This window comes from Microcoleus sp. B13-B6, assembly GCF_036705405.1.
Classification (GTDB): domain Bacteria; phylum Cyanobacteriota; class Cyanobacteriia; order Cyanobacteriales; family Microcoleaceae; genus Microcoleus.
Genome location: NZ_JAUBUJ010000042.1, coordinates 41605 through 65623, shown reverse-complemented (window position 1 = coordinate 65623; position 24019 = coordinate 41605). Strand labels below are relative to the sequence as shown.

The following is a 24019-nucleotide window of genomic DNA, read 5'->3' as shown; positions in this document are numbered from 1 at the left end:
TACGTCATTCGTCAGAGCTTTATTTATGGATGGGGTTATGTCAGTTATAACGAAATGAACCGATTGATGAAGTCTCATGAAGCCTACAAGGCTTTGCCTGCAAAAGTTAGTCAGCAAATCTTGATGGTGTTAGACAAGAATTGGAAATCGTTTTTTAAAGCAGTTAAAGCTTACAAGGCTGATTCTTCAAAATTCACGGGTCGCCCAAAATTGCCAAAGTACAAAGACAAAACCAAAGAGCGAAACCTTCTCGTCTACACGATTCAAGCGATTAGTAGTAAACAGTTGAAGAAAGGAATTATTAAACTTTCGGGTACTGAACTTTTAATCAAAACCAAACTCAATCCCAACCAGATTTGTCAAGTTAGACTGGTTCCGAAATGTGATTCCTATGTAATTGAGGTGATTTATGATGAAGCGGAGTCTACCCTTGGCAATGCCAACTCTGTAGCTAGTATTGATTTAGGACTGGATAATTTAGTGGCGTTAACTTCAAATCAGCCGGGATTTATCCCTTTGTTGATTAACGGGCGACCATTAAAATCGATTAACCAGTTCTACAACAAACGCAAATCCCGATTACAATCCCAGTTAAAAGGGAATCGTCAAACCTCACCCAGAATTCAGCGATTAACTCGCTGTCGTAATCAGAAAGTTGATAATTACTTGCATCATGCTAGTCGTGTGATTGTTGACCATTTGGTAGTGAACCAAATTGGAACGCTGGTAATAGGCAAAAATGCACAGTGGAAAACCGATATCAATCTAGGTAAACAAACCAACCAAAATTTTGTCAGTATTCCTCACTCTCGATTAATTGAGATGTTAGAATACAAAGCTCGCTTGGTGGGAATTAAAGTAATTGTGCAGGAAGAATCCTACACATCGCGGGCCAACTTCGTGGGTCTAGACCCAATCCCTGTCTACGGGAAAACAGAAAAAGAGCCGATGTTTACTGGTAAGCGGATCAAGCGAGGTTTGTACAAAACATCGACTGGTCAGTTAATTAATTCTGATATCAACGCTTCGTACAACATCCTCAGAAAAGCAATCCCAAATGCCTTCAGCTTTCTTGATAGGGAGCTGCGTAGTTGGGCCAATGCGGGTCAATCCGCTCAAAGTAAAAGTGAAGGGGGAGGGACTTGAAGCCTCCCATGCCTATAAATGACTATACTTTTACCACCTATTAATCAAGTGAACTTACCCTCAAAAACTAGGTGGAACCCAAAAAACGATCGCGGACGCGGGTACTGGACAGGAAAAATTATTATTCCCATGCCAGCCGAAACGATTTCAGGACTTTTCGTATTTACTCATAAATTAATTAGGGTTATCTAACCCGCCCTAATCTTCTACCTCTATAGCAATCCTACATCATTTGTGAATTTATTACTCCCGATCGAGCGGGTTCGGGGAGGGTTGGGGTGGGGTAAAAAAAATACGACTCATTTAAGATTACTCTATATTAGAAAAACCTCGTAAAAAACTTACTTTATAATGTGATAAATTCTGGGGAAAATCTCCCTATCTGTTAGCGAAATAATCAGCCAAGTGCGGAGGCCAATAAAATTTACAGGCATAGAAAATAACTGTAAAAAAATATTATTGGTCAGACTTTTCGGTTGAGATCGAAAGGTCGGTGAAAATAGCTGGCAGCCGAATGGTAAAGGTAGAACCTTTGTCCACCTCGCTGAATGCGGTAATGTCTCCGCCCATCATTTCGCAGAATTTCTTAGTAATCGTCAGCCCCAAACCAGTGCCGCCGTACTTCTTAGTAGTTGAGGAATCGGCTTGGGTGAAAGGCTCAAAGATTTTGGCTAACTGTTCGGGACTCATGCCAATGCCGGTATCTTTGACCGTAAAAATGATCCAATCTTGAGCGGAAGATAAGAGAGACAAGCTATTTTCAGCTTTGCCACCTCCTCTATACGCTCCAAGTTTTTTGCCTTTCTTTGCAGAGTCGGCGGGGGTTTCGACGGATCGGGTAACGGCGAAGGTAATCGCGCCGGAGCAAGTAAATTTCGCGGCATTGCTGAGGATGTTGAGCAGAGACTGCCGGAGTTTAGTCAAGTCGGTCTGCATCGATCCAATATCATCGGGGCATTGTATTTCTACAATATTGCTATTTTTGTCTGCCATCGGCGCGATCGTGGCAACTACTTCCTCAACCAGAGTTGAAATGGTGAAGGTTTCGAGGTGGAAGTCTATGCGGCCTGCTTCAATTTTGGTCAAGTCGAGAATATCTTTAATCAGGTCTAGTAGGTGCTTGCCGGCCGTGTTAATTCTCTGGAGGTCGTCTATGAACTCTTCGGCACCAAGGTCTCGGGCGTCTTCTTGCAGGATCTCGCTGTAGCCGATGATGGCGTTGAGGGGGGTTCTGAGTTCGTGACTCATGTTGGCGAGAAAAATGCTTTTGGATCTATTTGCAGCTTCGGCGGCTAATGCGGCCCGGCGGAATTCTTCGGAACGCAAGCGTTCGGTGATGTCGGTAGTCATGATTAAAACGCACTGAGTGCTGCCGAGGTGGATGAGTTCCACTGACAGCAGCCAGTCGCGCACTTCGCCGGCTTTGGTGCGAATTTTGATTTCTTGGTTGCTGATCGAATTTTGTGATTGCAAAATCTGGGCGAGTCGCCCCCCGTCTTCTGAATTGACAAACATTCCTAAGTCGCTGGGAGTGCGGCCGAGAAATTCGTGCCGCAGCCAACCTAATGAGCGCAAAAAGCTTTCGTTGGCATCGAGGAAGCATCCATCTGTGAGGGTGCAGATGCTGATCCCGACTGGGGAGGCGTGAAAGGCCTTGGAAAATCTTTCTTCTGAAGAACGCAGGGCGGCTTCGGCTTGCTTTCTGTCTGTGATGTCTTGGACGGTGCTGGTGATGTAGAGGGAGGTGACGGCGGCTTGTTCGTAGACTGTGCGGTTGCTACCGTCGGGGAGTATGAGCCTGTAGTCGATGCTGTAAGGCTGTTGCTGAAATAAAGCGGCTTCGATCGAGGTTTTGACTAATTCTCTGTCTTCAGGGTGCACGTATTCCAAGAAGGCTTCCAGGCTGGGTTCAAAAGTTCCTGGTTGCTGTCCCAGGATGCGGTAAATTTCCTCTGACCACCGCAATTGCTGGGCGTTGCGGTCTAAGTCCCAGTTGCCTAGCTGGGCGATGCGTTGGGCGTTAGCGAGGCTGGCTTCGCTGGCGCGCAGGGAGGCTTCTGCTTGGTGGCGTTCGGCGACGGTGGCAGCTAAGACTAAGCCGGTGACGGCGATGACGGCGATGAAGGCTTGCAGGGATAACAGCGCTTGCGGGATACTGCTGGCGTGTTTCAGGAAGGGGCCGCTGCCTCGGGCTATACCCCAGATGGCGAAGCCACAGAGGATGAAGTTGGAGAGGGCGGTGTAGCGCTGACCGAATCGAAAGGCAGCCCAAACTACTAGGGGAAATGGTAAGTATTCGAGGGGATAGCGGGCGTAGGCGGCGCGGGTGCGGGAGCAAAAGACGAGCCAGCCGACTGCTAGTAGCAGCAGCAGCCAAATCGCTCGTTCAGCTATCTGTTGGCGATGGGTGGGGACTTTGGGCAATTGTTGCCACGTCAGTAGTAGCGGGGCGACGAGCAAAATTCCCATAGCGTCTCCCACCCACCAAGTCCCCCAAATCGTGCCAAAATCGCTCCAGCTAGATAAACCGGTCAGGCAGACGACGATGCTGCCGATGGTGGAGTTGATTAGGGTAGAGCTCAAGGCTGCTAGTCCGACTATTCCTAAAACGTCTTTGAGCCGATCGAGCCTAGCGCTAAAGTTAATGCCCTGGAGTAGATAAGTTCCCGTCCACGCTTGCAGGGTTCTGGCGCCTGCCGAGATCAATGCCGTGCCGATGTTGGCCGACGGTACGCTCATGCTGAACAGGAAGCCTCCGATCGCGATTCCCGGCCACAGTTGCCGCCCAAACAGCAGCAGGGCGACTTGGGCAATTCCTGCTGCTGGCCACATCGGGTAAATTTCTGAACTGAGGGTGAGGGTGGAAATGGCGAATTCCGACGCCCAATAGTAGACCAGGGCGATCGCGCCTACTGCGAGGAAGTACCGCCAGGGATGTCCTTTGATTGCGTTAAGGAACTTTGTCTGCATTGTCGTTTGGGGAAAAGGTGGACGGTGGTTGGGGTCTCAGGATGTGGCACGGGACAGGCACAGGGTAGAGAAAATGTTTCTATTAGGTGATGGTAGGTCATGAGTGGTAGGTACTGGGAGAAGCTTGTGAGCTAAATTTTTGTGGTGCCGTTGAGGGATCGGTTTTTTTGTTCGATCAAATCTGCCCATGAATTTCGGGAGTATCGCTTTTTTGTAAATATATCTCTAATGGCTAAGCAATTGGTTTGTAAATTTTTGGTTTTTGTTAAAAATTTATTACCGAGCGACAGCGGCTGTCTTTTTGTGTCGGGCGATCGTAACTCAATTCACCCTAACATTTTGCACTGTACTCAATAATACCTAAAATACCTAAAATACCTAAAATACCAATAACAGCGACGTAAAATCTCTGCTTTTAGGTAAGTCTGGGGCAAGAAACACGGTTTCTGATTAGAAGTGCAGGTGGTAGTGATTTTCACTAGATTTTTAACCCATTAATCGAGGCTTCAAGTCTTTCGCTCGAATACAGTGAAAGCGGATAATTTACAGCAATAAAAAATATTTTTTATTGTCTATTTCTTTTTGGCTGTTGCAATATCTAAGGTTAGTGTCAAACGCTCTTGAGATTCTTTAAGGGCGTCTTGGGGGTTGCGGCCCAGAAGGGTTGCCTCTATGGCGCGACCGAGGTTTTCTGACAGGCGGGAGTAACCTGATATAATGGGTCGCGCTCTGGCTGAGTTCATTTGTTCTAAAAATACTCGCAAAATAGGGTTTTTTTCCACAAAGCTTTGATAAGCTTGGCTCTGTCTCGATTTTAAGTTAATGGGCAAGTAACCTGTTCCCAATGCCCATGCTGTTTGGAATTCTTCACCTATAACGTATTCTAAGAATACTAGGGCTGCTCGCTCTCGTTCTGGCGAGGTTTTCATTAAAAATAGGTTTTCACCCCCTACGACGGCTGCGGGGCGTTTGAGGATGGGTAAAGGCATTGCTGCGTAGTCGATCGCACTTTGCTGCAACTGTGCTAGCGTCCACGGCCCGGTGATTTGCATAGCGACTTTCCCGGCGATGAAATTGTCGAGTTCGTAACCGCGTTCGGGTGCTGACAATATTGCTGAACCTTCTTTTAACAAGTCGCTCCACAATTCTAAGGCGGCGTGAGAACCGGGATTATCTATTTGGGGTACAGGACTTTGAGGTATTTCGCCTTTGAGTTCGCCGCCTGCGCTGAACATGAATGGCAGCCAGGTAAATACTGTCCATTCTCCTTTGCCTAGGGGGAGCACTATGCCGTGTTGGTCTGTGCGGCCGTCTCCGTTGGTATCTCGCGTGAGCGATCGGGCTACTTGCTTTAATTGGGCCCAATTGTGCGGCACTTCTTTGATTCCTGCTGCTGCAAATAAGCTGGGACGGTAAAATATGGCGACGTTATTTGTGCCTAGGGGAACTGACCAAGTGTGTCCGCCAAGTTCCATTGACTCGAAGAGGGCCGGGTCGATTTCGGCTTTCCGGGGCGATTTGTCGAGCCAGTTTTCTAAGGGTTCAATTGCGTCGAGTTCTGCTAGTTTTCCTGCAATTGAGGGGCCATTCCACAGCACATCCGGCGGTGCATTTCCAACTATTGCTGTGAGTATTTTTGGTAGTTGTTGGTCGGGCTGACCGATGTAAACTGGTTTGATCTGGATGTTGGGATGCGTTTTGTTGAATTGGTCTGTGAGGGTTTGAAATACGTCGCGATTTGGCGGAGGATTGATGCCGTGCCACAGTGTGAGTTCGATGGGTTCGCCGCTTTTTGAGGCTGGGGTTGTGCTGTTTTGACAGCCGCTTAATATTAGCAAACTTAAAGCTAGGAAAATGCAGGCTGCACGTTTGGTTTGCAGTCGATAGCGGTTTTCAAGTGAGTAGGTACACGGCAGTCCCAATGCGTGACCAATTAAGACCCAAACCCATAATAAATCTCGCTTGTCGTCGAGTATATATCCCCCTAAATCCCCCTTGAAAATGGGGACTTTGAGAATATTTCTTGTCCCTCCCTTAGTAGGGGCGGTGCCCCCGTGCCCGCCCTTGGTCAGGGGGGATCTAGACTTCGATACAAACAATAGATACGGTCGGTTTAACGTTAATTTGTCACCTTTTGGCAGTGCCTTGTTCCTACTGTATTTCAGAGAATTTAAAAATGCTGCGGTCGCATTGTGTAGCTGTCGGTAAATTGCTGTGGCGAATTGAGATAAAATCATTTTCAATAAAAGTGGATAATTACAGAGTAAAACGAGCTAAATCTCGAAAATCTGCTGGTAGCTGATTTCTCTCTCCATCCGAGGTGTTGTGAAACAAAACGGTGAAAGCTCCTGCTCCTAGTCTATCTTGCGGCCACATCCGATCGCAAGGAATTTCTGTCACGTGCGATCGATATTTTTCTAAATGAGGAACAATGACTGGCCCAAATTCGGGGAATTTGCTTAACAGCCATTCGCTGACTTGTTCATTTTCTGCCGTGGAATAAGTGCAGGTCATGTATGCAAGATAACCTTGGGGCGCTACAATTTTAGCAGAATTGGCTAAAATTCTTTTTTGGCGGTTGGCATTGCTGTTGATGGTGACATGATGAAAGCAGCCTGGTGCTTTGTCTCCTTTTGCTAAGAGTGATTGACCAGTACAAGGAGCATCCACTATTACTAAATTAGCCGTTTGTGGCATCTTTTCGGCAAGTATTTTTGAATCGGCGTTGGCGGCGGCGGATGGTTGAATTTGGCAGCGTCTTAAATTAGATATCAGCATTCCCATGCGTTTGCCTATGACTTCGTTGCACAAGAGCAATTCTGGCTTTAATGTTTTCCAGGCAAAGACACTTTTGCGTCCGGGCGGCGCACATATCTAAGATTAGTTTGATTGGCTGCGGTATTGTTAACAATGTGGAGGAGGCGAAGATTGAGGAAAAGTCGAGACAGTAAGCTGTTGTGCATTTAAATAGAATGTCAAAAAACAATCTAATTCTTGTGGGGTGGGCCTAAGAGCCAGCCCTGAATATGCAATTTAAATGCGTGACAGCTTAGTAATGTCCGGCTTGATGTAAGGAATGTTTTCCCGGTTGGGATTCTAAGGCTAGTCTAGCTACAAATTCCGGCTGCCAAGAAACGGGAATTTCGAGATTAAATGGGTTTCCTGTTGGTTTTGGTTGCAGCCACAAGATAGCAGGATTAAAAGTGTGGGGATTGGTGACGGCATGAATAAACTTTTCTTGTTCGGCGGTGTCGGCAAATAAGCTGCGGCTGAGTTTCAGCAGGAGATTCGACGGGCTTTCCATGCTCTGACAGATATGATAAGATTGAGATGAACACTAAAAACTGTAAATCCCATGATAATTCCTAGTGTAGAACAGTTAGATTTAACTTTGGAAGAATGGATGCAAAATCCTCCTGACGGGACGGAGTGGGCGGACGGTAAAGTTATAGTCAAACATCCTGTAGAATTTGTAAATGGAGAAGTAGTGGGGAAACCAGGAATGACTGCAAAAACTCGCCGCATTCAATCAAAGCTAGATTATTACTGGAGAAGTTACATGATCTCAAGCGGCCAAGGGGGCGAGGTTTATGTGGAAGTTACTTGTCAAACTATGAAAAAAGGGCGGATACCCGATGTATCTTATATTACTCCTGAACTGTTGGCGCAAGTTGGGGAGTTTTCTGTTTTGCCCCAGAGTTTTCCGCTGCTAGCTGAGATTGTTTCGCCTAGCGATTTTGCTGATGATGTTTTTGCTAATAAGGCACAGGAGTATTTAGAATCGGGATGTTTGGAAGTTTGGCTGCTGTTTCCTAAGAGTAGTTGGGTGTTAGTAATTACTCAAAGTCAGGTGGTTTTGTTCAAGCCGGGTGAGGTGGCGACAACTCAGGTTGTTTTGGCAGGATTTAGGGTGGCGGTGGATGAATTAATGGCGTAGTTTTGTTGTTATTATTATTGTACTGTACGAAATAAGTAAAAATTTATGAAAATTGTATTTTTTGGCACTCCCGATTTTGCTGTTCCTACTTTATCCAGTTTGCTGAGTCACCCAGAATTTGAGGTTGTGGGTGTGGTGACTCAGCCGGACAAACGTCGGGGAAGAGGGAATCAATTGATGCCTTCACCTGTAAAAGATGTGGCTTTAAATCACAGTCTCCCGGTTTGGCAGCCGCGCCGAATTAAGAAGGATGCGGAAACGCTTGCTAAGTTGCAGGAAGCGGAGGCGGATGTGTTTGTGGTGGTGGCTTACGGCCAAATTCTGTCTCAAGAAATTCTGGATATTCCTAGTTTGGCTTGCGTTAACGTTCACGGTTCAATTTTGCCGAAGTATCGCGGTGCCGCGCCGATTCAGCGCTGTCTTTTTGACGGGGAAAAGACAACAGGAATTACTACTATGCTGATGGATGCGGGGATGGATACTGGGGCGATGCTGTTGAAGGCTTTTGCTGGTATTTCGCTGTTGGATAATGCTGATTCTTTGGCGGATAGGTTGGCGGAAGTTGGGGCGGATTTGTTGGTGGAAACTTTGGTAAAATTGAGAGACGATAAGGTTAAAGCTGTTGTTCAAGATGATGCTGAGGCGACTTATGCGCCGATGATTAAGAGTGCGGATTATGTCCTGAATTGGTCGAAAAGTGCGATCGCCCTTCACAATCAAGTTAGGGGCTTTTTCCCGGATTGCACGACGACTTTTCGCGGCAATTCTCTGAAGGTGATAGCTACTGTACCCGTCGGGCCGGAATATTGGCTGCAAATGCCAGCGGATTTGAGAGTTTTGGAACGCGAATGGCCTGTTTTAGCCCAGTTGTCGGGCGCAAATGGGGAAGTTGTCAAGGTTGTGAAGGGGTTGGGGGCGATCGTCCAAACCGCTGATGGTTTGTTATTGTTGCGGGAGGTGCAGTTGGCGGGGAAAAAGGTGCAGTCTGGGGCGGATTTTGCCAATGGAACTCGGTTGGCGGTGGGTGAGATTTTTGGGAGTTAAATAGTATATTTAGGGCGGGCAAGATGCCCCCACTACAATATTTGACAGCCAAATCATTTTGTAATTAGATGCGCGATTCTTGACTAAAATTCAACCAAAACTTCCTCCGCACCGCCCAACAAACCCTGCGCCGCTTCCAACATACTCTCCGCAACATCTTTCAAATCTTCGCGACTTGCCAGATAAGTTTTCAAAGCTTCTAAGGGTTCTATACTATTATTAGCATTCAATTCTGGCAACCGGGGTCTCGCTAACTGACTGACTAATTCCGGTTGAATTGTGTAGCTATGCGCTTCGCCCAGAAGTGCGTGCAATTCTCCGTTGTCGATTAAATCTAATTGTTCCGATCGCAATTGGTAAATTAATCTCACAACCGCATCTTGGATTTCCTTCTTGCCAATAGCTTTAACTAACTCGGCTTGCGGGTTTTCCGATTCTGCCACATTCACTTTAATAGTCTGAAACACCCGCACTGGCAAAGTGCAAAATTCCCACTCTGCTTTCCCCCGTTCCAAATTAACTAACACAAAACCTTTATCTTCTTTCTCTTCGCTAAAATCAACTCGTTCGATACTTCCGGGGTAAATTACGGGCGGATTGTTGGAAGCATTGAGATTTTGGTGTTTGTGAACGTGGCCGAGAGCAACGTAATCAAAACAAGGGCGAGTTAGCATGGAAACGGGTATGTTAAAACCTTTGCCAACTGCTAAAAAACGTTCGGCGCCCAGACTGGCTTTATCTGCCATTAAGTGCGCTAAAAGTACGGTTGGTATGTCGGGGTTGAGGCGGCGAATTTCGCCTTCCATTGCGATCGTCAGTTTTTCGGTTAATAATTGGTTAACATCGCCCATAGACAGGCTTTCAGTCTCGGAACGTGTCATTAAGGTCGATCGAGTCAACCAAGGCAATGTTACCACCTGTACGGGCCCGCTGCGGGTTTGAATGAGGTGAGTGTCCAGGCGATCGCCTACAATAAACTTAGGTATTCCCAAAGTCCGATAAATTCCCAAACTCGCGCCGCCTTGTCCCTGAGAATGTTGGTCGTGATTTCCTACTAGCAAAACTGTCGGAATTTGCGCGTCAACCAAGCGGCTGAATTGGCGAGCAAAAGCCTCTTTAACAAACGGTGGAGGCGTCGAATCCGGGAAAGCATCGCCGCCGAATATGACTAAATCTACGGGTTCAGAAATTGCTCTATCCATACATTTACTCAGCGTCGCCGCGAAGTCTTCCAGCCGCGTATTTAAACCTGTTTCGGGATTAATCCGGCCGTGGGAAAAGCCGCTGCCCATGTGAATGTCTGAAAGGTGTAAGATTTTAATCATTTAAGCACGGTGGTGTTGTAGTAGACGTAACAGAAGAGTACACATCAAAAACCTGCTCAAAGTGTGGACAGGTCCATACTAAATTAGGCGGGTCTAAAGTCTTTAAATGTCCAGAGTGCGGACACACTCTGGACAGAGACAAAAACGGTGCTTTCAATATTTTGTTGAAAGCTTTGAGAGATACCTCCTTGATAGGAGAGCTTGCTGCTTTCTCTATCTTGCCATACACGGTTATTCCTGGCGAGCGTCCGGGATTTACCGGGTTAAATGTATCTGTCTAGTTGAATGGAAACTGGTTCTGGTGCTAATGCTTCCGGCCCAGGTGGCGTTGCAGTTGGCAATGCAGTTTCCTGTGTTGGTTGTGTGGGTGGTGTTTCCCCTATTAGTGATGCTGTGGGTGTTGTTGCGAGCGATACAACGAATGGTGGTGCTTGCACACCTGTTTTTATCTGTGTTAGCTTATTACTTAGAAGGGAATATGTGTCAACGATTACCGTCCGTGGTCGTTGTTCGAGAATGAGGAGCAGTTGAATGCTTCTGATTCGGGGCCGATGGTTGTTCTGGTTAAGCCATCCACTCCAGCAAAACGGAAAGCTTCAACAAAATTTACTTTTGAGGGTTTTCCAGTTCCAAGTTTTGGGGCGTTAATAACAAATTTATCGACAATCGCTAAAAATCGAGTCTAGCCTAAATTGCGTCTGGTTTCAGTTAGTTTCGACCAACTGACGATGCCGGCTCCTTTGCAACGCAGAGAGCTTTGGATTTACTGAAGGTTTCCCTAATATTGTAGTTATCTATTGGGCGAGGGCGTTAGCCCTATTGCCCGACTGATGGGGTTTTTGCTTGGATGCGATCGACCAATTGAGGAAAGTTCCGCACTAAAAGTTGAGACTATTTCAACTTGGTGACTGCTTTCGGGAAAGCAACGCTTACGCATCACACCAGGAAGCATACGCGAGCTCGCTTTCTATTTAGCTACCCTTAAACAACGAAACTCTACCTTACATCTTGCACCAGTCGAATAATCTCACATTCCATCTGCCCTGCTTGACAACAGGGGTGAAAACCCAAAGTTAATTTCTGGCTTCTCTGACTGAGGTGAAACTTCCTAATTGGTGCATTGTCTTACTTAGAGGCATCCAGCACAGCCATGATTTTTCCATTCAAAGCACGTTTGAAGAGCCAGAAGAATTCACCAAAAATGGTGCTGCCGTTAATTAACCAACATTGGTTGGTGCGGATCGTCCTGCGCTCTATTTTCTACTTCCGCCAAGATTTATGGCTGATAGTCACACTCTTGCTTTTAATCGGGGCATCGGTGCTTTTCAACCTTCTCAACGCCTGGCCGATCGCGATTCTAGTCGATACGGTTTTGTCACCAACTCCGAAATCCAACTGGATTCATACACTGTTTCTTGCCCCGTTCGGTGAAAGGACGCTGAACCGAATTTTCGGAATGGCGTTCGTCGCGATGATTATTAGAATCCTGAGCGATACCGTCTTCATGCTCCGTAGGATGTTGAACTACCGCATCCAGTACAACGGAACCTTGCGCGTTCGTACCGAACTCTACGACAAAATGCAGGCGCACAGTCTCGGTTGGCACGGCGAGCGATCGCAGGGTGACGCAATCTATCGGTTGAGCTACGACAGTCTCGGCCCCTGGGGGGTAATCGATACGCTCATCGGCTCCACGGCCGCATCGGTGACGCTGACGGCGATGATCTGGATCATGTTGTCGCGCCACGTCCTTCTCACCGTGTTTGCGCTTTCGTTCACTCCGCTTCTAATACTGGCGAATTGGTACTTCGAGGGAAGGATTAGGAGTCGAGCCCTGGAGTCGAAGCAGACCGATGCGGTGATGACCTCAACCATGCAGCAAGCTATAGAATTGATCGGGCTAATCCAGTCATTCGGTCGAGAAGCAACGGAGTCGCGACGCTTCGGGCAGGCGGTCGAACGCAGCGTCAAGGCCTCCATGCGGCTCAATTGGCAAGAAAATCTCTATCCGCTAGCGGTTCAGGTAGTCTTCGCCCTGGGAAGCGGGGTAATCTTAGGCTACGGCGGATACCTAGTTTATCGCGACCAGTTCTTGCGTCCGGTACAGGGCGGCGTGACCATTGGCGATCTGCTCGTATTCATGGCGTACCTGGGGCAGTTCTGGGACCCGATAGGTTGGGTGTTGGGGTTCACGACCAAGATCCAGACGTTTGTAGCTTCATGCGATCGCGTCTTTACGGTTCTTGACGAGCCTCCCGCCATACAAGACGCGCCTGAGGCGCGATCGCTTACCGTCTATCCCCGCACACTAGCATTTGCCGACGTGAGCTTTGAGTACAACGCTGGGCAACCCGTTTTACGGAATATCAGCGCTAGTATCGAGCCCGGTCAGATGGTGGCGTTTTTGGGCGCTAGCGGGACGGGAAAGAGTACGCTGCTCAATCTTTTGCCTCGCTTCTATGACCCGACATCGGGCAGCGTCCTTCTCGACGGCTTTGACCTCCGCACCCTTAAACTTACCGATGTCCGCAAACACATGGCGCTCGTCTCGCAAGGCAGCCCACTCTTTCCCGGAACGATCGCAGAAAATATTGCTTACGGTCGCCCGGATGCTCTGCTCTCGGATATTCGAGAGGCGGCGGTTGAATCTGGGGCAGCCGAGTTCATCGAAACCTTGCCGGATCAGTATGATACCTCGATCGCTGAGGGCGGTCAAAACCTATCGGGGGGACAGCGACAGCGCCTAGCTATCGCGCGGGCACTCGTCACTAAGGCTCCCATACTCATCCTCGACGAACCCACGAATGCGCTGGACTTGAAGCACGAGCAGTGGGTATTAGAGACTTTGCAACGTCTACGTCGCAACAGAACCATCATCTTGGTCACGCACCGACTCGAAACTGCCGTAGACTGCGATCGGATTTTTGTGATGCAGGAGGGCGAGATTAAGGAGTCTGGCACCCACGGCGAACTCCTTACCCAGCAGGGGTTCTATTACCGAATGTTGGGCTACAACCCAGTCAGGTCAATAGGGCTTACTGATAAACCCTGCATCGAGTAGGAGTACGACATGGCGAACTTATTTCTTATCCTTTTGCTTCAATTGGTTGCCTGTCTGCCTAGTAAATTATCTTTTGGGTTAGTAGTGATGACTTCAGCCCTCCTTTAGCTTCGGCAGAAAAACTAAAGTCTTTACTAAGAACTAGGTTTAAGGTTTTTGTCCAAGTACAGACGAGAGGAGATTACTACTAAAAATATTGTTTCATACATCACAATACCATGCCGGGTACTTTTTGATAAACTTGTGCGATCTGGCAGCGAAAATCTATACTCATTAACTCTAACTCATCTCCTTGTCGGTAAATCTGAGAAACCCAATTTCCCTCAGCATTAAGCCGAAAACACTCAATTTTAATCTCAGATTGAGTGATGAGTACGTATTCTTGCAAACTCGGAGAAGTTTGGTAATCGGCAAATTTATCGCCTCTGTCGAAAGCTGCTGTTGAGGGCGACAATACCTCAACTACTAAAGATGGATATAAAATGAAATCTTCCGTAGTTGAGGTATCCCTTTCGTCGCAAGTCACCGCTACATCAGGATAGTAATAGCAATTTGCCTCTTCCAGTCGGACTTTTATATCTGATGAAAGAACTAAGCAGGAACTCTCGCGGAGATGATTGTTAAGCAAACTTGCTAAATTTACTGAAATAACAATATGAGGTTTTTTTGCCCCTGTCATTGCATAAACCTGTCCGCGTCTGTATTCGTGTTTGATCGGGCTTACTCGCTCGCCTTCTAGGTAATCTTCTGGGGAGATGTAGAAATTATTTTTGCTGATAACCATTGATTTTTACTCCGCTGATTTTATCTGATCCTATGTGTTGGAACTCACATATTTTGGGAAGGAAACGGCAGTGCCGTTTCCCTACAAATTTAACAAAACTCCAGAAATCGTGCGTGCCATAATTTGCCACTTTCCGTCAAACCCTGCGATCGCACTTTAATTTTGACATTTTTGGGGTTAGCCTCGTAGAGTCGGGCAATTTCCTGCATTTCCTCCCCGCTAAACCCGGTTCCCACTGTTCCTACTGGCACTAATTTGCCATCAATTTCTTGCGCTACTTTGACGGCGCTAAACGGCCTCCCCGCTACTTTTGTCGCCGTCAAACCCACAATAAACAAATCGTGTTCTTGACAGTATTTAGTTCTCACCATCGGATATTTTTTCACATCTTTTCCGCCGACATAGTGACAGTTGTGCAACACCCAAACTTCGCCTTCTTTATTTTCAGATTCCTGCTGATTTGCCAGGACGAGTTTTTCGGGGGTGGTGCGAAATGTCGGTACAACTTCAAAGGCTGGGGATAAATTCGCCAGCATTTCGCCAACTTCAACACCCGCTGCAATCCGTTCGGATTCTGCCACGGTAGTTAAATCATTGCCTTTGAAAAACAAACTTTTAAAAATAGCATAAATTGTGTTGGGCTGAGTAGTCGGAAAACCGCTTTCAATATTAACTGTAGCAGCTTGCGCCCCGGTGCGGTGTTCGCTGCCGGTACAGCTTTTGTAATACAGTTCGCCGTCTAAAACAAAGGTGCCAATTTTAGCCGCTGTGTCGATTAATGTGCGATCGATCTCAATCGATGCCTGTTGCCGCAGGTTAGTCGATCGCGATTGGTAGTATACTTTATCTGGCGTGGCAATGACCACTACTCGATTGCCGTCGCGCTTGGGCTGTCCCCAATAATCGGGATTTTCGATGTAATAAGAACGCTCACTCGGCGCGTCAACCGGCTGCATTGTCACAATCCTTCCCGGCTGCAAATGCGGCGGCAATTCGGGAACTACGGGGTTATTAACAGTCTCTATGTTGGCAGCGGTAGCTGATTTGGCAGCAGCAAGATTGGTGCTAGATTTGTTTGGAGGATTCAGGGCGATCGGCTTTTCTCCGGTTTCCAATTCAAACGCTCTTTTCCAAAAGCCGATCGCCATTTCCGGGTATCCTTCCGACTCCGCGCACAGTGCAAAACCAATAACTTTTGCCGTACCGATGCCGCGCCCGTAATCAGCCAAATACTGCACGGCCCCCGCTTCTCCCATCAAGTGCAATCCTCGCGTGACGATGCGATTGTTCCAGCGTTCTCGAATGTCGGCGCTAATTTTTTTAGCTGCTTTTCGCTTGGCTTCTGCGTATTCGGTGCAGTCCATACTGCCTCCTTTATGTAGGGCTATTTATATACTATACTAAAGATTGATTTATTAGTCAAGTATAATTTGACAATTAGGTGGTGTGAATAAATTTAACTCTTTCATTTGTGAACTAGATTTATTTTTTAACCGCAGAGGCGCAGAGGGCACAGAGGAAGAGAAGAAAGAGAGGGATGGGGTGTAGTGTTTTGATTGTCAAACGCGGTAATCTGTTCGCTGCCAATGCTAAGATAACTTCGATCGCGCATTGCGACCAATAAAGCCCTGAGTTGTGTCTTACTCGCGTTGAGTTCGCCAACTGCCGATCGGACATTTCAGAATTTAAGATCGAGTTTAATCTTACTGTTATGATGCGATTGATTTTGTACACCAAACCCGGATGCCACTTGTGCGAAGGGTTGCAAGAAAAACTGGAACAGATTGAAAGCCTGAACTTTCAACTCGAAGTCAGAGATATTACCGAACGCGATGACTGGTTTCAAGCTTATCAGTACGAAGTTCCTGTTTTGTTTAAAGTGCAGCCCCAGCCAACAAATTCTGCTAGCGAGGCTGGATTCTCCCCTGAAGAACTGTTACCCCGTCCTTCTCCCCGCTGTAGTGTCGCCCAATTGGAGCAAATGTTACAGAAATATTTGCAAATCGATCCGTCACAATAATACGATTTACTCAGATGTTGCACCCTTGTCAAGAACGGGCAAGATGCCCGTTCCACAAACAATGAGTTTTCTTGTGGAACAGGCATCTTGCCTGTTCCTAAACAAGTAATTGAATGGTGCAAAATGTGAGATTTACCCAAAAACTCAGGTTTTAATCCTGACATCGGGGTACTCGGTGTGCAGCTTACTCTAGGCAGATAGATTTTACATCGCGCACCAAAAAAAATTAGGCTTTGCACCGCCCACAGCAAAAACCTGTAGAGAGTGGCTCAAAAATCGGTTCCGCCAGTCATATTCAAGACATCCAAGTGAGGAGTTTTTCAGATGAAATTGAGAGAATTATTAGCAGCAGTTCCCAGCATTTCCTTTGATGCCAAACATCCCGCCCTCGATGCCGAAGTCAAGGGTTTATCCACTAATTCCCACGCTTGTCAGGCGGGCGATTTGTTTTTGGGAATGCCGGGAACTCGGGTTGATGGGGGAGATTTTTGGCAAAGTGCGATCGAATCTGGTGCACTTGCCGCCATAATTTCCACCCAAGCAGCCGAGAAGACACCCCCCCAACCCCCCCTTGCTAAGGGGGGGCTAGAAGAGGTTCCCTGCGTCATCGCAGCAGCCGATATGGCCCAAGTTTGCGGTCAAATAGCAACTGCTTTTTACGGCAATCCAGCTAGCAAATTAAAACTTGTCGGCGTTACCGGGACTAACGGCAAAACTACAACAACTCATTTAATCGAATTTTTGCTTAATGAAATGCAGTTGCCGACGGCGATTTTCGGCACGCTTTACACTCGCTGGCCGGGCTTTCAACAAACTGCACTTTACACCACACCTTTTGCGGTTGACCTGCAAAAGCAATTAGCAGAAGCTGTAGCAGCCGGATGCAAACACGGGGTGATGGAAGTCAGTTCCCACGCTTTAGCACAGCAGCGAGTTTTAGGGTGTAATTTTGAAGTTGCTGTCTTTACAAATTTGACTCAAGACCATCTCGATTATCACCGCGATATGGAGGATTATTTTGAGGCTAAATCGCTTTTATTTGGTTCCGATTACCTCAAAAATCGCGCTATCATTAATATTGACGATCCCTACGGACAGCGGATAGTTGAAAGTTTAAAGTCCGATCGACTTTGGAGTTATAGCACTGTTCTGAAAACGGCAGATTTGTATGCTTTTGATTTGGAGTATCAGCCCAATGGAGTTAAGGGAATGCTGCACACTCCGAAGGGCGAAACGGCTTTTGTTTTGCCTTTAGTCGGTCAGTTCAATTTATCAAATATGTTGGCTGCTGTTGGTGCTGCTTTAGAATTGGGTTTAGATTTGTCCGCAATTGTGGAGAAATTATCTCAGTTTTCGGGAGTTCCGGGACGGATGGAACGGGTGCAAATTAGTCCCGACCAAGATATTAGCGTTATTGTGGATTACGCGCACACTCCAGACAGTTTGGAGAACTTGTTGAAGGCGTCGCGGCCGTTTATTCCCGGTCAGATGATTTGCGTGTTTGGCTGCGGTGGCGATCGCGATCGCACTAAGCGGCCGATCATGGGTAAAATAGTGGCAGAATTAGCCGATTTAACTGTTGTTACTTCCGACAATCCGCGCACTGAAAATCCCGATCGCATTTTGGAGGATGTTTTAGCAGGAATTCCCGCCGCAGTAAAGCCGATGGTTTTGTGCGATCGCGCCGCTGCAATTCGCACTGCTATTATGGACGCTAAACCGGGAGATGGCGTGCTGATTGCAGGAAAGGGACACGAAGATTATCAAATTTTGGGCACCGAAAAAGTCCATTTTGACGATCGAGAACAAGCGCGAGATGCCTTGAAAGCCAGAATGAATTCGGTTAACTGACTTCGGTTAACTGTTAACGGTTAACCGAATCCGGTTAACCGTTAACGGTTAGCTGTTCGCGCGCTGCGAAATTTGTTATATTTTTAAGTATTAATACCAAGGAAGAATCTGATTTGCACTAGATTGTAAGAGTAAATCAAATATTTATCTAAAAAATAATTATTGCTATGATAGAATTAACTGGCTATCAAATTCTCGCTCGAATTTACTCAGGCACTCGCACCCTAGTTTATCGCGGAATTCGCCTCTCGGACCAAAAACCGGTCGCCATCAAAGTCTTGCGGAACGAGTATCCCAGCTTCAGCGAACTCTTGCATTTTCGCAATCAATACACGATCGCCAAAAACCTAAATTTGCCCGGAATCATCCAAACCTACAGCTTGGAACCCTACCGGAACGGCTATGCGCTGATTGTGGAAGACTTCGGGGGAATTTCTCTGAAGGAATGGACGGGGAAAGGAAAAGCCGTGCCATCTCTTGTTGATTTTTTCCAAATTGCGATCGACCTAAGCAATACATTAGATATACTTTACCGCCACCGCATCATTCACAAAGACATTAAACCAGCCAACATTTTAATAAATCCTGAGACTCAACAAGTCAAACTCATTGACTTTAGTATTGCATCTTTGCTGCCGCGAGAAACTCAAATGCTGATGAGTCCCAACGTGATCGAAGGAACACTCAGCTACTTATCTCCCGAACAAACAGGAAGAATGAATCGCGGCCTTGACTACCGCACAGATTTTTATTCATTAGGTATAACTTTTTACGAATTGCTGACAGGAAAATTGCCATTTCAATCCAGCGATCCGATGGAATTGATCCACTGCCATATTGCCCAGCACCCACCATCTGTACGTGAAATTAATCCCGAAATACCCATTGTCCTCTCGGAAATTGTCAGCAAATTGATTGCCAAGAATGCCGAATGTCGCTATCAGAGTGCATTAGGGCTGAAAGCAGATTTAAAAAAATGTTTGCAACAACTCAATGATACAGGTAAAATTGAGAGTTTTGCCATTGGGCGACGAGATTTTTGCGATCGCTTTATCATACCCGAAAAACTCTACGGCAGAGCAACCGAAGTCGCTGCATTATTAGCAGCATTCGAGCGAATAGCAAACCCCTCTAAATCTCGTTCCCCACAAGAGCCTGGGAACGAGAGAAACCAGGGAAAAGAAGACTCACGCCTTACTAAGGGCGGCTGGGCGGACTCGAACTTATCCCGCAGCCAAATGATGCTAGTTGCCGGATTTTCCGGCATTGGGAAAACCGCTGTAGTCAATGAAATTCACAAACCCATAGTTCGGCAACGCGGTTATTTTATCAAAGGCAAATACGACCAATTTCAACGCAACATTCCCTTTAGTGCTTTTGTGCAAGCCTTCCGAGATTTAATGGATCAATTACTCTCAGAAAGCGACGCTCAGCTAGAACGATGGCAAAGGAAAATTATCAAGGCTCTTGGCGAAAACGGTCAAGTTATTGTAGAAGTAATTCCTGAATTGGAGCGAATTATTGGCAAACAACAGCCTGTCTCGGAACTTTCGGGAAGTGCCGCCGAAAATCGTTTCAATTTACTATTTCAAAAATTTATCTCGGTTTTTGCTACAAAAGAACATCCCTTAGTGATTTTTTTGGATGATTTGCAATGGTCAGATTCAGCATCTCTGAAGCTTTTGCAAGTGTTGATGAGTGAAAAAGATAGTCAGAATTTGCTGGTAATTGGGGCATATCGAGATAACGAAGTATCTCCGGCTCATCCATTTATGTTGGCAGTAGCAGAGATGGAAAAATCCCAAGTAACGGTAAATACTATTACCTTGGAACCTCTGAGTCAAACGGATATTAACGATTTGATAGCAGATACGCTCTCGTGCGAGATCCCTCTTGCTCAGCCATTAACCGAGTTAGTTTATCAAAAAACCAAAGGCAATCCATTTTTTGCCACGCAATTTCTCAGGGCGCTACAGGAAGATGGGCTGATTGCGTTTGATCCCACCCCCCTTTCATGCCCCCTTACGGAGGGGGGAGAGAGGGGGGTAACATCCCCCGTTATCAGGGGAGGACACAGGGGGGTAACAGGGGGGTGGCAGTGCGATATCGCCAAAGTCAAAGCCCTAACTATCACCGATGATGTAGTGGAGTTTATGGCGGTGCAATTGCAGAAATTGCCGCCAAAAACTCAGGATGTGCTGAAGTTGGCTGCGTGCATTGGAGCGCAGTTTGATTTGAATACATTGGCGGTAGTCAGCGAGAAGTCGCCGGAAGAAACTGCTGCCGATTTATGGAAATCCTTGCAAGAAGGATTCATCTTACCAACCAGTGAAATTTACAAGTTTTATATAGGGAAAGAAGAGGGGAAAAGCACCCCCAACGTGCCAAATACCGCCGCTCAATTACCTCACTACAAATTTCTCCACGATCGGGTTCAGCAAGCTGCTTATTCATTAATTCCCGCTCACCAAAAGCAAGCAACCCATCTCAAAATTGGACAGTTACTTCTTCCGAATTTCTCCGAGGTTGAAAGAGGAGAAGAGGTGTTCGATATTATTAATCACTTTATCATTGGCTCGGAGCTAATAACGCAGCAAGAAGAACGAACCAAGCTTGCTAAGATTAGCCTCTTTGCAGGGCAGAGAGCTAAACTCTCAACTGCTTATGAATCGGCGACTAAATATCTCGCTTTCGGTTTAACTTTTCTACCAGCTAATAAATGGGAGTCGGCTTATAAATTAACATTTACGATGTATCTAGAAAGCCTTGAGGCTGAATTTTTAGCAGGTCATTTTGAGGAAGCTGAAAATTTGATAAAAATCGCATTTAGTTATGCCAACTCAAGTCTTGAGCGAGCCAAAATTATTGCGATTCAGCTAACTCATTATCAAAATAATGCCCTGTATCAAAAGGCGATTCAGGTAGGAATTGAAGGGCTGACACTGTTAGGCTTAGAACTGGCGATTATGCCAAACGAAGCAGAGTTAGAAGAGATGGCTCTGGAAGTTAAAAAAACCTTAAATCAGCGCCAAGTTGCAGGACTAATCGACGCACCACTCATTGTCGATGAAGAACGCCAGATGCAGATCAAACTGCTAATGAACATGGTACCGCCCACTTACCTAACTAATCAGGAGTTGTTAGTGTTGGTTGTTTTACACATGACCAATCTCTGTTTGCAATACGGGAATACAAATGTGGCGGGTTTTGTTTATGTTTGGTATGGAACAATTCTCTGCCAACGCTTTCAAGACTATGAATTGGGCTATGAGTTTGGACTTTTAGGGTTGAAGGTGAATGAAAAATTTCATAACACCACCCTGAATGGCAAAATTTATATGTCCTTCGGCAACTTTATCAACCATTGGCGCAAGCACGTTAGTTCTAATCTTGTTCTGCAACAAGCTGCTTATCAGGGGGCAATGGAGGTAGGGGATTTTTCTTGGTGTCATCACAGTGCTCTGTTCAGTTTCTGGCAGCAGGCGATCGTCTCAAGCGATATTCACAGTTTGCTGGCTCGACATGAAAAGTACATCAGCTTTGCGGAACGGACTGAGATTACGACAGCCTTTGCCCTAATTCTTCAGTGCAAGCTCCTAGAGAACTTGCAAGGGCTAACGATAGGGAAGTATAGCCTTAGCTCTGAAACATTTGATGAAGAGTCGGCGCTAGCAACATTCAATGAAATTGGCTATGGCTATGGCAGTAGCACTTACTATTTCGCTAAAGCCTTTTTGTTTTTTACCTATGGTGAGTATGCTAAAGCTTATGAAATGTTAGTAGCTGCGGCCGAGTTTACTAATGCACTATATGGACAATTTCAACCGGTTCTGCATTGTTTTTATCAGTCTTTGACTGTCTTGCAACTTTATGGGGAAGCACCGGAAAAACAACCAAAAGATTATCAAGAATTGGTTCAGAATAATCGGCAACAACTTCAAATTTGGGCACACAACTGTCCTGAAAACTGTCTGTCCAAATTTCTACTTTTAGAGGCGGAGATGGCCCGTGTTGCTGAAGAAAAATGGCAGGCTGCTGATTTTTACGATCGCGCCATTCAACTCGCTAAAGAAAACGAATTCCTCAACGAAGAAGCCTTAGCAAACGAACTCGCAGCTAAATTATACCTCAATTGGGGCAAAGAAAAAGTTGCCGCAGGCTATATGCAGGAAGCCTATTATTGTTACGCTCGCTGGGGAGCAAAAGCCAAAACCGATGACCTAGAAAAACGTTATCCCGATCTGCTGCGTCCCATCTTACAACAGTGCGTCCAACCCTTCACTATTTTAGAAACCCTATCCACCCTCACCAATCCCACCTACTCAATTCCTTCGATCACCCATCACACTACCTCAAGCACCTCCATTAACCAGGCTCTAGATTTTTCGACTCTGCTGCAAATCTCCCAAATGATTTCCAGCACGATCGACCTGGATGAGTTGCTGCAAATTGTGACCCAAACCATGCTACAAAACTCTGGAGCCGATCGCTGTGTACTGATGCTGTGCCAAGATCAACAATGGCAAGTGCGGGCGATAGCTACCTGGGAAAACATTAGCCTGCAAAGGGAACCCCTAGAGAACAATCCCACCGTTCCCGTTAAATTAATCCAGTATGTCAAAAACACCCTAGCAGCAGTTGCCATCGATCACCTCAAAACTGATCTGCCTGTGATTGACGATTATTTAGACCACCACCAACCAGAGAGTTTGCTGGGTTTGCCAATTCTAAATCAGGGGAACTTGGTCGGCATTTTGTATCTAGAAAATCGGATAACCAGTGGGGTGTTTAGTCGCGATCGCCTCCTAGTGCTGAATTTTCTCTCTAGTCAAGCGGCGATCGCTCTGGAGAATGCCCGCCTCTATCACCAAGTGCAGCAGACTTTGAATGAACTTCAGCAAGCTCAGATGCACATGATCCAAAGTGAAAAGATGTCAGCATTAGGTAATCTAGTGGCAGGGGTTGCCCATGAAATCAACAACCCCGTTGGTTTTATTGCCGGGAACATTAATGAAGCTCATGCTGGAGTTCAAGACTTAATTGATTATTTGCGCCTGTATCAAGAAAAGTTTCCTCCATCCGAAGCAGAATTGATTGAGAAAGCAGAGGAAATAGATTTAGATTATCTAGTAGAAGATTTACCCAAGATGTTGAGTTCAATGAAAATAGGATGCGAGCGCATCAAAAACATCAGCACCTCCCTCCGCACTTTCTCTCGCGCGGATACGGCACATAAAGTTGAGGCCAATATCCACGAAGGCCTCAACAGCACTTTGATGATTTTACGCCATCGCCTGAAAGCGAACGACAAGCATCCAGAAATTGAAATCATTAAAGAGTACGGCAATATTCCCAAAGTAAAATGTTATTTGGGACAATTAAACCAGGTATTTATGAATTTGTTAGCAAATGCGATCGATGCCTTAGAAGAATCGAATCAAGGACGGACTTTTGCCGAAATTCAAGCCCATCCCAATCACATCACTATTCAGACAAAAGTAGAAAGTGAAAAGGTAAAAATTTCCATCGCCGATAACGGAAAAGGAATGTCAGAAGAGGTGAAAAATCATATCTTCGACCATCTATTTACCACTAAAGATGTGGGCAAAGGAACTGGGTTAGGACTGGCGATCGCGCGTCAAATTGTAGAAGAAAAACACGGCGGCAAACTGAGTTGTTTTTCTACACCGGGAGAAGGAACCGAGTTTGTCATTGAGATTTTAATTGATTAATGCGATCCGGCTGTAGGGGCGGGTTTTACCAACAATATTTGAGGCTCACAAACAATCTATAAAAACCCGCCCCCACCCAACCAATAACCCTGATTAACCTGATGTTCGATCCCCTTCAAAAAATATTAATTCGGATTTGTCGTTGGGCT

14 protein-coding genes and 2 pseudogenes are annotated in these 24019 nt (G+C 46.3%); 8 read left to right on the top strand and 8 right to left on the bottom strand.

Features of this window, described 5'->3' with window-relative positions; genetic code table 11:
* Nucleotides 1–1168: pseudogene (locus QUB35_RS19510) on the top strand (RNA-guided endonuclease InsQ/TnpB family protein); the annotation flags it as partial.
* A gap of 434 nt (nt 1169–1602) precedes the next feature.
* On the opposite strand, the gene QUB35_RS19505 reads toward QUB35_RS19510, so the two are convergent.
* The 4 genes from QUB35_RS19505 to QUB35_RS19490 form a co-directional block, all read right to left on the bottom strand.
* A complete protein-coding gene (locus QUB35_RS19505; RefSeq protein WP_333143427.1) occupies nt 1603–4116 on the bottom strand; it encodes an MASE1 domain-containing protein in 2514 nt (837 codons plus the stop codon).
* 572 nt (nt 4117–4688) lie between these two features.
* On the bottom strand, nt 4689–6353 hold the full coding sequence (locus QUB35_RS19500; protein WP_333143426.1) for an ABC transporter substrate-binding protein: 1665 nt from the start codon (nt 6351–6353) through the stop codon (nt 4689–4691).
* Nucleotides 6354–6372: 19 nt separating this feature from the next.
* On the bottom strand, nt 6373–6933 hold the full coding sequence (locus QUB35_RS19495) for a hypothetical protein (protein WP_333143425.1): 561 nt from the start codon (nt 6931–6933) through the stop codon (nt 6373–6375).
* 232 nt (nt 6934–7165) lie between these two features.
* On the bottom strand, nt 7166–7420 hold the full coding sequence (locus QUB35_RS19490; protein WP_333143424.1) for a hypothetical protein: 255 nt from the start codon (nt 7418–7420) through the stop codon (nt 7166–7168).
* A 51-nt stretch (nt 7421–7471) separates the two neighbouring features.
* Here QUB35_RS19490 and QUB35_RS19485 point away from each other — a divergent pair, with 51 nt between their 5' ends.
* Together QUB35_RS19485 and fmt are read left to right on the top strand one after the other, a co-directional pair.
* Nucleotides 7472–8053: a Uma2 family endonuclease gene (locus tag QUB35_RS19485; protein WP_333143423.1), complete on the top strand. Its 582-nt coding sequence runs from the start codon at nt 7472–7474 to the stop codon at nt 8051–8053.
* A gap of 45 nt (nt 8054–8098) precedes the next feature.
* The gene (fmt, locus tag QUB35_RS19480) at nt 8099–9097 is read left to right on the top strand and encodes a methionyl-tRNA formyltransferase (RefSeq protein ID WP_333143422.1); all 999 of its coding nucleotides are present in this window, start codon (nt 8099–8101) and stop codon (nt 9095–9097) included.
* 83 nt (nt 9098–9180) lie between these two features.
* Here fmt and sbcD read toward each other — a convergent pair whose 3' ends face one another.
* Nucleotides 9181–10422: an exonuclease subunit SbcD gene (gene sbcD, locus QUB35_RS19475; protein ID WP_333143421.1), complete on the bottom strand. Its 1242-nt coding sequence runs from the start codon at nt 10420–10422 to the stop codon at nt 9181–9183.
* A gap of 8 nt (nt 10423–10430) precedes the next feature.
* Between sbcD and QUB35_RS19470 the strand changes: the two are divergent.
* A pseudogene (locus QUB35_RS19470) lies at nt 10431–10703 on the top strand (zinc ribbon domain-containing protein); the annotation flags it as partial.
* Here the strand turns inward: QUB35_RS19470 and QUB35_RS19465 are convergent.
* Entirely contained in the window at nt 10686–10859 is a 174-nt protein-coding gene (locus QUB35_RS19465) for a hypothetical protein (RefSeq protein ID WP_333105884.1), read from the bottom strand. The pseudogene QUB35_RS19470 and the gene QUB35_RS19465 sit on opposite strands and share 18 nt — an antisense overlap.
* A 713-nt stretch (nt 10860–11572) precedes the next feature.
* Between QUB35_RS19465 and QUB35_RS19460 the strand changes: the two genes are divergently transcribed.
* A complete protein-coding gene (locus QUB35_RS19460) occupies nt 11573–13483 on the top strand; it encodes an ABC transporter ATP-binding protein (protein ID WP_333143420.1) in 1911 nt (636 codons plus the stop codon).
* A gap of 208 nt (nt 13484–13691) precedes the next feature.
* Here QUB35_RS19460 and QUB35_RS19455 read toward each other — a convergent pair whose 3' ends face one another.
* Together QUB35_RS19455 and QUB35_RS19450 are read right to left on the bottom strand one after the other, a co-directional pair.
* A complete protein-coding gene (locus QUB35_RS19455) occupies nt 13692–14267 on the bottom strand; it encodes a Uma2 family endonuclease (RefSeq protein ID WP_333143419.1) in 576 nt (191 codons plus the stop codon).
* An 89-nt stretch (nt 14268–14356) separates the two neighbouring features.
* Nucleotides 14357–15631, bottom strand: a complete 1275-nt coding sequence (locus QUB35_RS19450) for an ATP-dependent DNA ligase (RefSeq protein WP_333143418.1) — start codon at nt 15629–15631, stop codon at nt 14357–14359.
* Between the two features lie 350 nt (nt 15632–15981).
* Between QUB35_RS19450 and QUB35_RS19445 the strand changes: the two genes are divergently transcribed.
* From QUB35_RS19445 to QUB35_RS19435, 3 genes are all read left to right on the top strand, one after another.
* Nucleotides 15982–16287, top strand: a complete 306-nt coding sequence (locus tag QUB35_RS19445; RefSeq protein ID WP_333143428.1) for a glutaredoxin family protein — start codon at nt 15982–15984, stop codon at nt 16285–16287.
* A 324-nt stretch (nt 16288–16611) separates the two neighbouring features.
* Nucleotides 16612–18138 (top strand): UDP-N-acetylmuramoyl-L-alanyl-D-glutamate--2,6-diaminopimelate ligase, encoded by a 1527-nt coding sequence (locus QUB35_RS19440; RefSeq protein ID WP_333143417.1) that lies wholly within the window; start codon nt 16612–16614, stop codon nt 18136–18138.
* A 167-nt stretch (nt 18139–18305) separates the two neighbouring features.
* Nucleotides 18306–23870 carry an AAA family ATPase gene (locus QUB35_RS19435; protein ID WP_333143416.1) on the top strand — a complete coding sequence of 1855 codons (5565 nt, stop codon included), beginning with the start codon at nt 18306–18308 and terminating at the stop codon, nt 23868–23870.
* Nucleotides 23871–24019: the final 149 nt, after the last annotated feature.

Coding starts and splice junctions, on each gene's coding strand:
- QUB35_RS19440 (WP_333143417.1), top strand. CDS start 16,612: ATGAAATTGAGAGAATTATTAGCAGCAGTTCCCAGCATTTCCTTTGAT.
- QUB35_RS19500 (WP_333143426.1), bottom strand. CDS start 6,353: ATGATTTTATCTCAATTCGCCACAGCAATTTACCGACAGCTACACAAT.
- fmt (WP_333143422.1), top strand. CDS start 8,099: ATGAAAATTGTATTTTTTGGCACTCCCGATTTTGCTGTTCCTACTTTA.
- QUB35_RS19490 (WP_333143424.1), bottom strand. CDS start 7,420: ATGGAAAGCCCGTCGAATCTCCTGCTGAAACTCAGCCGCAGCTTATTT.
- QUB35_RS19455 (WP_333143419.1), bottom strand. CDS start 14,267: ATGGTTATCAGCAAAAATAATTTCTACATCTCCCCAGAAGATTACCTA.
- QUB35_RS19435 (WP_333143416.1), top strand. CDS start 18,306: ATGATAGAATTAACTGGCTATCAAATTCTCGCTCGAATTTACTCAGGC.
- QUB35_RS19460 (WP_333143420.1), top strand. CDS start 11,573: ATGATTTTTCCATTCAAAGCACGTTTGAAGAGCCAGAAGAATTCACCA.
- QUB35_RS19450 (WP_333143418.1), bottom strand. CDS start 15,631: ATGGACTGCACCGAATACGCAGAAGCCAAGCGAAAAGCAGCTAAAAAA.
- sbcD (WP_333143421.1), bottom strand. CDS start 10,422: ATGATTAAAATCTTACACCTTTCAGACATTCACATGGGCAGCGGCTTT.
- QUB35_RS19445 (WP_333143428.1), top strand. CDS start 15,982: ATGCGATTGATTTTGTACACCAAACCCGGATGCCACTTGTGCGAAGGG.
- QUB35_RS19485 (WP_333143423.1), top strand. CDS start 7,472: ATGATAATTCCTAGTGTAGAACAGTTAGATTTAACTTTGGAAGAATGG.
- QUB35_RS19505 (WP_333143427.1), bottom strand. CDS start 4,116: ATGCAGACAAAGTTCCTTAACGCAATCAAAGGACATCCCTGGCGGTAC.